This is a genomic window from Baekduia sp., from assembly GCF_035996765.1.
Lineage (GTDB): Bacteria > Actinomycetota > Thermoleophilia > Solirubrobacterales > Solirubrobacteraceae > Baekduia.
Genome location: NZ_DASYJG010000006.1, coordinates 1 through 12,228, shown reverse-complemented (window position 1 = coordinate 12,228; position 12,228 = coordinate 1). Strand labels below are relative to the sequence as shown.

Here is a 12,228-nt window from a genome sequence, read left to right as displayed (position 1 = left end):
GTTCTCCTACACCTTGAGCTTGCCGCCGCGGCGCTTGGCGGCGCAGGTGTGGTACTTGCGGGAGCCCTTGAGGACGTGGCCGTCGGCGAACCGGAGCTGGATCGTCACGGTGAAGGTGCCCTTGGGCAAGTGCAGGAGGTCGACGGTCGAGCGCAGGCGGCTGCCCTTGCGGACGGCGATGCGCTTGCCGTTGAGCGAGACGGTCGCGTCCTTGACCGCGGCGCCCTTGGGCACGCGCAGGCGGATGCCGAACTTGCGGCGGCTGGCACAGGACTTGGTCGGCGGGAAGGTAACGGCCTGGGCGAGGGTCAGCGCGGCCGCGGGCTTGGACGCCGATGGCTTGACGACGGGTGGCACGACGGCCCCGGCGGCGGTGACGGGGGCCGATGTGGTGGGTGTCGGGTTCGTGCCGGGCGGCGTGACGGGTGGTGCGGTCGTCGTCGAGCCGTCGTCGCCGTAGGCGAGGACGAACGGCCGCACGTCGAACGGCGGGGCCTGCAGCGTCCGTGCGCCCGGCACGAGCAGGCGCAGATGCACCGGGTCGGCGGCGAGGCGGTAGCCGTTGGCGTAAACGCCGATCCCGGTGACGGTCACGCCGCCGCTGCCGAAGGCGGGATCGAGCACGCCGGCGGCGGTCAGGCGCGCGATCGACGGGGCGTTGGTGTCGCCGAGGGGGCCGGCGCCGTCGGGGTCGAAGGAGCCCTGGCCCGAGAGCACGACGCGGTCGTCCGAGGAGATCACCACGCCGCTGGCGCGGACCATCTGCGCGCGTGGCAGCCAGACGATGCCTGGTGCCGGCGTGCCGGTGCCCCAGCTCGTGTCGAGCGCGCCGGCCGCGGTGAAGCGCACGACGGTGCCCTTGGCGTCGGCGGCGGCCGGCGTGGTCTGGCCGCTGAGCACGACGCGACCCTGGCTGTCGATTCCGATCCCGTAGCCGCCGGCGATCGAGAAGCCGGGACCCTTGGCGTAGTCGGAGGTTGCGATGCCGTCACCGCCGCCGAAGCCGGCGTCAGGCACCCCGCTCGCGCTGAGCTTGAGCGCCATGGCGTCGAGGTCGCGGTCGCCGGCGACGACCACCCCTCCGCCGGGCGTGAACGCCAGGTCGCGGTACTGCACCGACGGGGTGCCCGACGCGACCGATCCCGGATCGACGAAGAGGCCGGTACCCGCAAACGAGGTGTCGAGCGCGCCCGCCGCCGTGAAGCGGGCGACGAAGCCCTGATTGTGAAACCCGAGCGCCGCCTCGGTGCCCGCGACGGTCATGCGCCCGGAGTCGTCGACGAGCAATGCCGTTGGGACGGGGCCGTAGCCGACCGGGCTGAGGTTGGTCACCAGGCGGCCGGTGCCGTTGAGCGTCACGTCGTAGCCGCCTGCGCCGTCGAGGCGGATCAGGCCGACCCGCGCGCCGCTGGAGCCGTCGATGGCGGCGAGGATCACGATCGTCCCGCCCGGGCCCGGCCGGATGGCGGCGGCCGACACGGAGTCGCTCCCGATCAGCGCGCTCAGGTCGATGGCCTTCAGGCCCGGCGTCGGCTCGCCCGGGGCGAACGTCGGATCCAGCGCGCCGGTGGCCGTGAGCCGGGCGACCCACAGGCGCGAGTCGGCGTAGTGCTGCATCTGGCCCGAGTCCTCGGTGATCGCCACGAGCGCCCGGCCCTGGGCATCGACGGCCACGACCTGCTGGTCGTCGTACTGGGTTGCGAACGTCGTCCCCAGGAAGACGCCGCCGCTGCCGAAGGAGCTGTCGAGCACCCCGGGCGCGGCGACCGCCGGCGTCGCAGCCACCAGCATCGCGAGCAGGACACCGACCACCGCAGATCGCTTCATCCCGCCAACCTACGCAGCGCTCGCTTGCCGCGCCACGCTTCGAAGGGCTAGGAGCCCTGCCCCGACGCCGTGTCATGGCCTTCCCTGTGACATCCCCTAGGGGCCAAGCGGGGGATAGCCGTACCCCCGGGAAATGCCTGGCCTGGGAGGGTTCTGTGCATGACCTCCATCGTCTCTGCCCAGGATCTGCGCCGTATCTACGGTGAGGGCGGCGCCGCCGTCACGGCCCTGGACGGCGTCAGCGTTGATTTCCCCGCCGGGGCCTTCACGGCCATCATGGGCCCGTCGGGCTCTGGCAAGTCGACGCTGATGCATCTCCTCGCCGGGCTCGACCGTCCTACGTCAGGCACCGCAGTGCTCGACGGGGTCGATCTCACGACGCTCAATGACGACGCGCTGACCCAGTTGCGTCGCGATCGCGTCGGCTTCATCTTCCAGGCCTTCAACCTGCTGCCGGTCCTCGACGCGCGGGAGAACATCGTCCTGCCGATGTCGATCGCCGGCCGCGAGCCCGATGAGGCGTGGGTCGACCAGTTGATCGACCTCGTGGGGCTGCGCGATCGCATCACCCATCGCCCCAGCGAGCTCTCCGGGGGTCAGCAGCAGCGCGTCGCCGTCGTGCGGGCGCTCGCCAGCCGCCCGGCCGTGGTGTTCGCCGACGAGCCGACCGGCAACCTCGACTCCACCGCCTCGACCGAGATCCTGCAGCTGCTGCGGCGCTCGGTCGACGAGTTCGGCCAGACGATCATCATGGTCACCCACGACGAGGACGCCGCCGCTTACGCGGATCGGCTGCTCGTCCTGCGCGACGGCCAGATCGTCGAAGACCGCGCCACCACCCGGACCGCCTCCCCGGCGTCGGTCTAGAGACCCCTCTCCTCCTCCGAAGCTCTCCCCGAACCCATGCGCAAGATCGCCATCCGTGGCCTGCTCGCCCGCAAGGTCCGCCTTGCCCTGACGGCCTTTGCCGTCGCACTCGGCGTGACATTGATCGCCGGCACGTACATCTTCACCGACACCATCAACAAGTCGTTTGACAACATCTTCGTCCAGTCCAACAAGGGCACCGACGTCGCGTTGTCACCCAACAACGACCTCTCAGGCGACGAGGACCCGCCGCCGATCCCGGGCTCGGTCCTGCAGAAGGTCCAGCAGGTCGATGGCGTCGCCCAAGCCGAGGGCTCGGTCTTCAGTGCCGGTGGCTCGTTCCGCAAGGCCGACGGCTCCAAGCTGAAGGGCAAGGGCTTCAACGCCATCGCCGGCGCGCACGACATCCAGCGCTTCGAGTCCTTCGCGCCGACCGACGGCCACCTCCCGCAGACGGCTGACGAGGTCGCGATCCCCAAGGGCACGGCCGACACCAATAACTTCAAGGTTGGCGACAAGCTCGAGATCGCCGACGAGGCGCCCAAGAAGCTTTACACCATCTCGGGCATCGTGAAGATCTCCGGCGTCGACTCGTTCGGCGGTGGCGTGATCGCGGTGCTGACGCTCCCCGAGGCCCAGCGCATGACCGGCCACGGCGACGCCTTCGACGAGATCGAGGTCGCCGGCAAGCCTGGTGTTTCCCCCGAGCAGCTGCGGGCGCGGATCGCTGAGGTGGCCCCGCGTGGTGTCGAGGTCCGGACCGGCCAGCAGCAGGCCGAGAAGCAGACCAAGGACATCCACGACGACTTCCTCAACGGTTTGCGGACGATTCTGCTGGCCTTCGCCGGGATCTCGCTCTTCGTCGGCGCGTTTCTGATCTTCAACACCTTCTCGATCACGGTCGCCCAGCGCACCCGCGAGTTCGCGCTGCTGCGCGTGCTCGGCGCCAAGCGCAAGCAGGTCATGCGCTCGGTGCTGGCCGAGGGGCTGACGATCGGCATTGTCGGATCGGCCGTCGGGCTCGCGCTCGGGATCCTGGTCGCCGGCGGTCTGAAGGCCCTGTTCAAGGCCTTCGGCGCCGACCTGCCCTCCACCGGCACCGTCATTGGGACGCGGACGATCGTCGTCTCGCTGGTCGTCGGCACCGTCGTGACGCTGATCTCGACGATCGCCCCGGCGATCCGGGCGACGCGCGTGCCGCCGCTGGCCGCGCTGCGCGAGGGCCTCAGCAGCGAGCGCAAGCGCTCGCGCTGGGCGACGCCGCTGGCGCTCACGGTCACCGTCGGCGGCTTGGCCGTCATGGCGCTGGGACTGTTCCTCTCGCTCAAGCCCAACGCAGCGCTGTCGCTGGTGGGCCTGGGCGCGGTCATGACGTTCCTCGGCGTGGCGTTCCTGAGCCCGCGCCTGGTCGGCCCGATCGCCGACTTCGTCGGCGCGCCGTTTGAGTGGTTCCGCGGCGTCACCGGGCGCATCGCCCGCGAGAACACCGTGCGCCAGCCCGGCCGCACGGCGGTGACGGCGGCGGCGCTGATGATCGGCGTCGCACTGGTGACCTTCGCTTCGGTCTTCGCGGGCAGCGCGAAGTCGACCTTCCGCGACGCGGTGACCAACGGCTCCAAGGCCCAGGCCGTCATCCAGAACACCGACGGCTTTAGCTCGTTCACGCCGCAGGCGGCCAAGTCGGTCGCGCAGCTGCCGGGCGTCAAGGACGTCGCGTCCGTGCGCTTCGGGCAGGCCAAGATCGACGGCAAGAAGCAGGGCGTCACCGGCATCGACCAGGCGACCTTCGCCAGCCTCTACCACCAAGGCTGGAAGCAGGGCAGCGACGCGACGCTCCAGCAGCTCGGGCCGGGCACCGTGATCGCCGGCAAGAAGTACGCCGAGGACAACGGCACCAAGGTCGGCGACGTGCTGACGCTGCAGACGAGCCTGATGCCCGCGCTGAAGTTGAAGGTCATCGGGATCTCCTATGACAAGGGCGGGCTGACCGGGAACCTGACGGTGGCCAACAGCGTGCTCGAGAAGGACTTCGGGTTCCGCAAGGACGGCTTCGTCCTGGTCGGCTACGACGGGTCCAAGCCCGACAAGGTCGTCAAGGCGTCGATCGACAAGCTGCTCGACAGCCGCTACCCCGAGGCCGAGGCCAAGACCAACGCGGAGTTCATCGATTCCCAGGCCAAGCAGATCGACCAGGTGCTGTTCCTGATCTACGCGCTGCTGGCGATGGCGATCATCGTGTCGCTCTTCGGGATCGTGAACACGCTGGTGCTCTCGATCGCCGAGCGGACGCGCGAGATCGGCCTGCTGCGGGCGATCGGCATGTCGCGCCGGCAGGTCCGGCGGATGATCCGCTACGAGGCGATCATCACCGCCCAGATCGGCGCCGTGATCGGGCTGGTGCTCGGCATCGTCCTGTCGATCCTGGTGACGCGTGCGATCGACGACTTCCAGCTGTCGATCCCGATCCTCACGTTGATTCTGTTGTTGATCGCCACGGCTATCGCCGGCGTCTTCGCCGCGATCCTCCCGGCCCGCCGTGCGTCCAAGCTCGACGTGCTCGAATCGCTGGCCTACGAGTAGGCCACCAGATCAAGAGCACGCACAACTCCGGGGCGGCGAGCCGAACTCGCCGCCCCGGCCGTGTGCCGGGGCGCGTACTGTTGGGCGCCGTGCCGGCCCTCCGTGACCTCTACCGCCGCGGGCAGCAGGGCTGGCCATCGCGCTTCGTCCTCGTGCAACTCCCGAACGCCCCGCTGTGGGTGGGGCTGGGCGGCATCGTGGTGGCGAGGGCGATCGGCGACGGCGTGGTCCACGACGGTGCGCGCATCGTCGCGACCGCGGGTCTCGCTGTGTGGGCGGTGCTGGAGCTGCTGCAGGGCGTCAACTGGTTTCGCCGCGCGCTGGGCGCGGCGTTCCTGGTGTCCTTGATCGTGTCGCGGCTCTTCTAGCCGCAGCCGCCTAGATGGTGCCCTTGGCGGCGTCGCCGACGGGCACGGGCGTGGTGAAGGTGATGGTCGGCGGTGTGGCCAGCAGCGGGCCCAGGGCGCTGAAGAGCGCCTTGAGGTGCGGCGTATCGCCGTGCTCGGTCAGCGCTTCGGGCGTGGCCCACTTCTCGACGATCACAAAGCGCGTCGGCTCATCGCGGTCGCGGTGCAACGCGTAGGCGATGCACCCGTCTTCGCCGTGCGTTGCCTCGATGGCGGTGGTGATGGCCGCCAGCGCCTCGTCCTGGGACTCGGGCTTGACCTGGACGGTGGCGGCGACGACGACCTGCGCGATGGGGCTCATGGCCGGGGAGCCTACGCCCGCGTCAGAACGTCGGCGGTGCTCGTGTCGATCGCGCGAGGTGGGTCAGCCACCGGCTCGGTCTCGGTCGCGCCGGGGCGCAGGAAGAGCCAGACGCCGAAGCCCACACCCGCGAGCGTGAAGACGGCCCACGGGACGCCCTGGCCGATCTGGGCGGCGATGGGGGCGGGGCAGGCGTCGGCGACGGCCCAGCCGGTTCCGAAGAGGAGGCTGCCGACGATGTGGCGGCGCTGGATCGCGTCGCGGTCGTAGGTGAGGCGGTCGCCGGTGAGGAGCGCGGCGCGCTCACGGCGCTGGAGCAGCGCGAGGCCGATCCAGGCGGTCGCCACGGCGGACGCGAACATCAAAAACAGATAGGCCTGCTCGAAGAGCAGCGCGTGGCGGATGACCTCGGGGCTGGCCATCCCGCTCCAGCTGATGACGATCCCGAACACGATGCCGATGCCGACGCCGGCCAAGGTCTTCATCTAGATCACCGCCGCGATCAGGAAGCTGACGCCGATCGCCGTGCCGAAGAACGTGGCGGTCGCCGCGAGGCTCGCGGGGGAGAGCAGCGACGTGCCCGACAGGCCGTTGCCCGACGTGCAGCCGCCGGCGGCCTTGGCGCCGTAGCCGATCAGCACGCCGGCGCCGAGCAGCAGGACGGGGATCGCGATCCGGGCGCTGCCGCTGAAGGTGTCGGTCAGCCAGCCGTAGCCGTGGAAGTCCGGGCCCCCGGCGGCGAGGGCGAAGACCGTCCCGCCAAGGGCGACGCCGATCGCAAACCAGCCACGCCAATCGAAGCGCACGCTGCCGCGGCTGAGCTTGCCGACGAGCTCCGAGAAGCCGCCGGTGACGCCGAGGCGGGCGTTGAAGAGGATGCGGCAGGCGATGACGCAGAGGCCGAGGACGGGTCCCGCGATGTACCAGGCCAGCTGATGGTGCTCCATGGCACTGAGGATAGCTTCTCAACCGGTTCAGTAGACAAGCCGGAGCGGTTAGGGTGCTCGCATGGCCAAGGTCAAGCTGCATCGCTGCTCCTGGACGTTCCTACATACCGAGATCGACGCTTGCTGGCGCGTGCAGAAGGCGCTCGACGAGCAGGGCGTCGAATACGAGGTCGTCAAGCACGGCTTCGGCAAGGGCAAACGCCCCTCAGTCGAGGGCCTCAGCGGCCAGAGCAAGCTGCCGGTCCTCGAGCTCCAGGACGGTGAGGTCTACCGCGAGGAGTCCAAGGAGATGGCCGCGAGGATCCGCGCGGGGCACATCTAGAGCCGTCGGCCGGCGAGTCGATCACAGCAGCAGCGCCACCGTCAGCGGGCCCGACGGGAAGGCGCCGGCTGCGAAGGCGTAGGTCGCGTAGGTGCGGCCGTTCCAGGTGACGCGGCCGCGCGGCGGGATCGTGGACGGCCCGGGCATGAGCGTGCTGCCGGGCACGGTGCCGGCCGGCGTCCGCAGGACGACCACCGCGCCGGTGAAGCGGTGCATCAGCTTGATGTAGCCCGTGTCGTCTTGGACCGAGAGCGTCACGGTGCCGATCGGATGGCCGCGTGCATCGCGGACCGTCCGCGATGCAGGACCGAGGACGTACGGGCCGCCGACGTCGCCGACGAGTTGGCCGTCGGCCGCGGTCGCTCGCACGCGGACGACGTGCAGCGATCGCGTCCGGAAGAAGCGGATGATCGCGGTGCGCAGCGCGACCGGGTCGTCTGTGGCGACCGCTTGGGCGAAGTGTGCGTCGGTGGCGACGTGGCGGAGCACCCGCTGGACCGTCGGCCCCTGTGCCTCGGTCCGCGCGAGCCGCTGACCGACGGCGCCGATGGTGGCGGCGACGGTCGCGGTGGGCGTGTCGCCGCAGGTGGCGAGCGACGTGGCGGGGAGGCGCAGCGTGATGGTGAGGGCGCCGGTGGGGTAGGCGCGGGCGGGAAAGGAGAGCGAGCTCGCTGAGCTCGCGGCGTGGACGGCTCCTCCGTTCCCGTCGACCCCCGACATGGCGACCGTCGGGCGAGGTCTGCGACCGCCTGCGCCTGAGCTGGCGACCATCTGGTGGGACCCGTGAGCGCCGGCGCCTGAGTTGGCGACCAACCGGCCCCTCGCGTTGCGGATCTCCACACGCCCGCCGATCAGCGAGCGGGTGATCCGGGCGATCGCTCCGTCTTGTGCCACCGCCAGCACGTAGCGGCCGACCGGACGGCCGTGGGTGTCGCGGAGCACGCCACGCAGCGGCGCGAGCGTCGGCGGTCCGGAGATCGTGGCGAGGACGTGTCGGCCGCGCGTGATCGTGATCGCGCGGATCTGGTGCTTGAGCAGCGGCGTGAGCGCGGCGTGCGTCCTGGCTCGATCGCCCGCTGCGACCGCCGCCGCCAGTCGCCGCGACCGTGCCAGCCGCCGGCGCGCGCTCACCACGTTGCGTCCGTGCGCGGCCTGGCCGTAGATCCGCCGCGCGATCGCGCCGAGCGTGTGGGTGACGTTGGTTGGGCAGGGCGCGCTGGCCACCGGCCGCGGCGCGGAGGTCGCGGCCGCCGCGCGCGCCGCCGGCTGCCGGCCGTTCCCGCACCCGGCGAGCACGAGCGCGACGACGGCGAGCAGGCGCGCGGTCTTCATCGCCGCGATCGTCGGTCGCGCGGGTTAGGCGGTGATCAAGGTGGCGTTGGGAGGGTGCTGGGGGCCGGCTGCGTCGGTTCAGGTCTTGGCGCGCGGCCTCGTGGCGCCCAGTTCGCAGCGCGGGTCGTGCTGCGATGCGTGGTCTGTCGGCACCGAGGGGAGCGAGCGGGAGCGAGGTCCGCCGCGCCCGAGGTCGTCCGCGAGCGTCGAGGCCGGAGATCCGGGGTCGTTCCGGGGCCTCACTATGGAGCCCAAACCGCCCCGGACCGGTCCGGGTCGTCTGGTGTCCCACATAGGGATTCCAGACGACACGCATTTACGATTCGGCGCCGAACCTCGGATCGCACTCGGATCCCGGCGACCGACGACGCAGCCGAACCCGCCAGCCCCAGTGCCAGCGGACGACGAGCCAACGCCTGGGCCGCCAATCCCGCTTCACTCCCCTCGGTGCCGACAGACCACGCATCGCACCACGACCTGCGCCGCGAGCTGGGCGCCAACCAACGCCCAGCGCTACGAGGAAGCGACAGCGACAGTGGCCCGGCGGCGATACAACACGTACAACAACCCACACAGCAACCCCGCCGCGCCCGCGTAGCCGACCTCGGCCCGCACGAGCTCATCGCCCACCACCGGCAGCACCATCCACACCACGAACGCCACCGCGGCTGCGACCCAGCACGCTGCCGCATGGTGCGCCCGGCCCCGGGCCAGCGCAGCCTGGTTGAGCGTCCCAGCCGCCAGGTGCAACCCCATGCCCAACGCGATCACGGCCAACCCGACACGGCCGTAGTTGGTGTCCGACGGGAAGAGCACGTCCATCACGAACGGCCCGATCGCCAGCAGCCCGATCGCCACCGCGCCCGCAAAGCCCGCGATCGCCAGGATCGTGGTCCGGATCGCGCGCGCAAACGCCTCGTGGCCCTCGGTCACCTCCAAGCCCGCCAGATGCGGCAGCAGCGATGTCTGCACAGCCTGGAAGAGCTGCAGCGGCGCGCGCGCGATCAGCAGGGCGCTGAAGACGACGCCCGCCTTCGTCGAGTCCGCCACCAGCAGCACCGCGGCGTTCAGCAACGTCTGCTCGGCCAGCTGGATCGCCGCGACGGAGCCCGCAAAGCCTGCGCTTTCACGCATCGCCCCACGCGAGCGCGGCGCGGCATCCGCCACGCTCGCTTCCGCCGCCTCGTGTCGCCGCAGCGCCCACGGGATCACCATCAAGGACGCCAGCGGCGCCGCCACGATGCCCAGCGCCACCGCGGTCTCACCCGAGGCGATCCCCACGGCCACCGCGACGGGGAAGCAGAACCGCGACAGCGACTCGAACAGCACGAGCGCGCCATACAGCCCGAACCACTGATGCCCCGCCAGATAGCCCCGCGCGAAGTACGACGCCGCATAGGCCATCGTCGCGGCGATCAAGATCCAGTACAACGCCGACTCGCCGTCGAACAGCCCGTCCTTGATCGGGCCATGCAGCGCGAAGGCGACCACCAGGAACGCCGCCGCGAACGACGCCTGGATCGTCGCCGGCACCCGCAGGGGGTGTCCACCTTCCATGCCGCGCGCCCGACGGTCGGCGATCGTCCGCGACAACAACTGCTCGACCGGCCGGTAGATCACCGACATGGTCACGAACAGCACCGACCACAACAGCGACACGCGGCCGTAGGCGTCGTCGTCCAGCACGTGGCTGGCGACCGAGAAGTAGGCGAACGTGAAGAGCCCGGTCGCCGCGATCCCGATGCTCAGCAGGCGTGCGCCGGACCCGTAGGACCGCTCGCCACCCGTCGCGCCGGCGTCGCCCTCGGCGGACGCCGGCACCTCCTGCGCGCTAGCTCCCAACGCGGACGAGGAGCATCGTCCACGGGAACGGCGAGCGCGCCTCGACGACGGTCCCGTGCCGTCCCAGCAGCGCCATGAAGCTGCGCTTGGACCAGTGGTTCAGGTGCCCGGGCGTGTTGCCCAGGTCCTTCCAGTACGCGCCCCGCGCCATGTTCAGCCCGCGCCACAGCGGCTCGCGCGGCACGGAGACCAGCAGCCACTTCGAGGCGCAGCGCGCCATCTCGGAGACCGTGTGCTCGGGGTCCGGGACGTGCTCGAGCACCTCGATCGCCGTGGCGACCTCGAACTCGTCGTCGGCGAACGGCAGGTTCTCGGCCTTCATGACGACGTACTGCAGGCACGGGTGCTGACGGCCCTTCCAGGCCTCGTGCAGCTGCGGGTCGTCCAGGTCCAGCCCGACGATGCGCTGCATGCCCGGCGTCTGCGCCCACTGGTGGGTCAGCACGCCCTCGCCGCAGCCGACGTCGAGCAGCGTGGTGGGCGCCGCCTGTGCGTACAGCTCCTCCAGCGTGCCCTCGAAGCGCGCCATCAGGCGGCGGACGACGGGGTTGGTCGAGCCGTACTTGTCGTAGGTGTTGCCGGTGACGGTGCCTTCGTGGTCGACCGTGACGGTGGGGGGCGTCATAGCTTGAGAGCCTCTCGTTCCTCGGTGCGGCCGGCCTGCGCGCCGGTGGTGGCGGGCTGGTCGGACGTGCTCGGATCGCCCGGCTCGTAGTGCGACGGCGGGACCTTGAGCTGCAGCTCGATCCGGCGCACGCGCTCGAAGATCCGCTGGGACATGATCCGCTGGCTGTAGAGCAGATCGCCGATGATGCCGAGCGTCCCGACGACGACGGCGGCGTTGAAGAGCACCGCGCCGAAGATCAGCGACTGGACGTGGCCGGCGCCCTCGCCGTCGATGTAGGCGACGACGAACCGCACGAACGGGATCAGCGCCAAGACGAACAGGAACACGGCCATGGAGGTGAAGACCTTCAGCGGCTCGTACTGCGTGTAGATGCGCGCGATCGCCACGGCGTTGCGCCGGACGTAGGAGCTCATCGACGGAAAGAGCCGCGACTCACGCGTCTTCGGGTTGGTCCCGATCGCGACATGGTCGGTGGCGACCAGCAGCTTGCCGGCCTGGATGATCGTCTCCAGGGTGTAGGTGTACTTCGAGACGACCGCCATCTGGATCGCGGCCTCGCGGTTGTAGGCGCGAAAGCCCGAGGTCGTGTCGGGCACGTCGGTGTCCGACGCCTGGCGCACGACCCACGAGCCGGCCTTCTGCAGGCGCTTCTTCAGCGGCGAGAAGTGCTCGATCGAGTCGGTCTCACGGTCGCCGACGACCATGTCGGCGCTGCCGGCGAGGATCGGCGCAACCAGCTTGGGGATGTCGTGGCCGCTGTACTGGTTGTCGGCGTCGGTGTTGACGACGACGTCGGCCCCCAGCTTCAGCGAGGCGTCGAGGCCGGCCTGGAAGGCCGCCGCGAGGCCCTTGTTGTTCGTGAGCTTGACGATGTGGTGCACGCCGTGGGCGCGCGCGACCTCGATCGTGCGGTCAGTCGAGCCGTCGTCGATGACCAGCACTTCGATCACGTCAAAGCCCGGGATCGCACGGGGGAGGTCTGCCAGCGTCGCCGGCAGCGTCTCCTCCTCGTTGAGGCAGGGGATCTGGATGATGAGCTTCATGAGAAGTGGGGTGGGGACGGCGCGCGAAGGGAGGGATGCGTGCCGTACACTCGCGGGCCCAGTATCTCAGAGGTTCGGGACGTTCGTCGTCGCACGCAACACCTCCTAACCCGGGCCACTGGAACCTCGACC

The 12,228-nt window shown here is 70.4% G+C and carries 12 protein-coding genes; 4 read left to right on the top strand and 8 right to left on the bottom strand.

The genetic code is table 11. The features are described 5' to 3' along the window. Positions 1–6: 6 nt before the first annotated feature. Entirely contained in the window at positions 7–1,827 is a 1,821-nt protein-coding gene (locus VGO10_RS00790) for a hypothetical protein (protein ID WP_327464176.1), read from the bottom strand. Between the two features lie 159 nt (positions 1,828–1,986). Here VGO10_RS00790 and VGO10_RS00785 point away from each other — a divergent pair, with 159 nt between their 5' ends. The 3 genes from VGO10_RS00785 (at position 1,987) to VGO10_RS00775 (ending at position 5,642) form a co-directional block, all read left to right on the top strand. Beyond that, entirely contained in the window at positions 1,987–2,694 is a 708-nt protein-coding gene (locus VGO10_RS00785; protein ID WP_327464175.1) for an ABC transporter ATP-binding protein, read from the top strand. Between the two features lie 36 nt (positions 2,695–2,730). Beyond that, positions 2,731–5,274 (top strand): ABC transporter permease, encoded by a 2,544-nt coding sequence (locus VGO10_RS00780; RefSeq protein ID WP_327464174.1) that lies wholly within the window; start codon positions 2,731–2,733, stop codon positions 5,272–5,274. 89 nt (positions 5,275–5,363) lie between these two features. After that, entirely contained in the window at positions 5,364–5,642 is a 279-nt protein-coding gene (locus tag VGO10_RS00775) for a hypothetical protein (RefSeq protein WP_327464173.1), read from the top strand. Between the two features lie 10 nt (positions 5,643–5,652). Here VGO10_RS00775 and VGO10_RS00770 read toward each other — a convergent pair whose 3' ends face one another. Genes VGO10_RS00770 through VGO10_RS00760 form a run of 3 tightly spaced genes read right to left on the bottom strand, consistent with a single transcriptional unit; the run spans position 5,653 to position 6,929 of the window. Then, positions 5,653–5,982 (bottom strand): putative quinol monooxygenase, encoded by a 330-nt coding sequence (locus VGO10_RS00770; RefSeq protein WP_327464172.1) that lies wholly within the window; start codon positions 5,980–5,982, stop codon positions 5,653–5,655. Between the two features lie 11 nt (positions 5,983–5,993). After that, positions 5,994–6,467: a DUF6691 family protein gene (locus tag VGO10_RS00765; protein ID WP_327464171.1), complete on the bottom strand. Its 474-nt coding sequence runs from the start codon at positions 6,465–6,467 to the stop codon at positions 5,994–5,996. Beyond that, positions 6,468–6,929, bottom strand: coding sequence for a YeeE/YedE family protein (locus VGO10_RS00760; RefSeq protein WP_327464170.1), 462 nt, complete (start codon positions 6,927–6,929; stop codon positions 6,468–6,470). A gap of 61 nt (positions 6,930–6,990) precedes the next feature. Between VGO10_RS00760 and VGO10_RS00755 the strand changes: the two genes are divergently transcribed. Beyond that, a complete protein-coding gene (locus VGO10_RS00755) occupies positions 6,991–7,251 on the top strand; it encodes a glutathione S-transferase N-terminal domain-containing protein (protein WP_327464169.1) in 261 nt (86 codons plus the stop codon). 21 nt (positions 7,252–7,272) lie between these two features. Here VGO10_RS00755 and VGO10_RS00750 read toward each other — a convergent pair whose 3' ends face one another. From VGO10_RS00750 to VGO10_RS00735, 4 genes are all read right to left on the bottom strand, one after another. Further along, a complete protein-coding gene (locus VGO10_RS00750) occupies positions 7,273–8,583 on the bottom strand; it encodes a hypothetical protein (protein ID WP_327464167.1) in 1,311 nt (436 codons plus the stop codon). A gap of 513 nt (positions 8,584–9,096) precedes the next feature. Beyond that, positions 9,097–10,404, bottom strand: coding sequence for a hypothetical protein (locus tag VGO10_RS00745; RefSeq protein WP_327464166.1), 1,308 nt, complete (start codon positions 10,402–10,404; stop codon positions 9,097–9,099). Between the two features lie 10 nt (positions 10,405–10,414). Next, complete coding sequence (locus VGO10_RS00740) at positions 10,415–11,050, bottom strand: class I SAM-dependent methyltransferase (RefSeq protein ID WP_327464165.1); 636 nt, start codon at positions 11,048–11,050, stop codon at positions 10,415–10,417. Then, the gene (locus VGO10_RS00735; RefSeq protein WP_327464164.1) at positions 11,047–12,096 is read right to left on the bottom strand and encodes a glycosyltransferase family 2 protein; all 1,050 of its coding nucleotides are present in this window, start codon (positions 12,094–12,096) and stop codon (positions 11,047–11,049) included. Before VGO10_RS00735 ends, VGO10_RS00740 begins: the two co-directional genes overlap by 4 nt. Between the last annotated feature and the right edge of the window lie 132 nt (positions 12,097–12,228).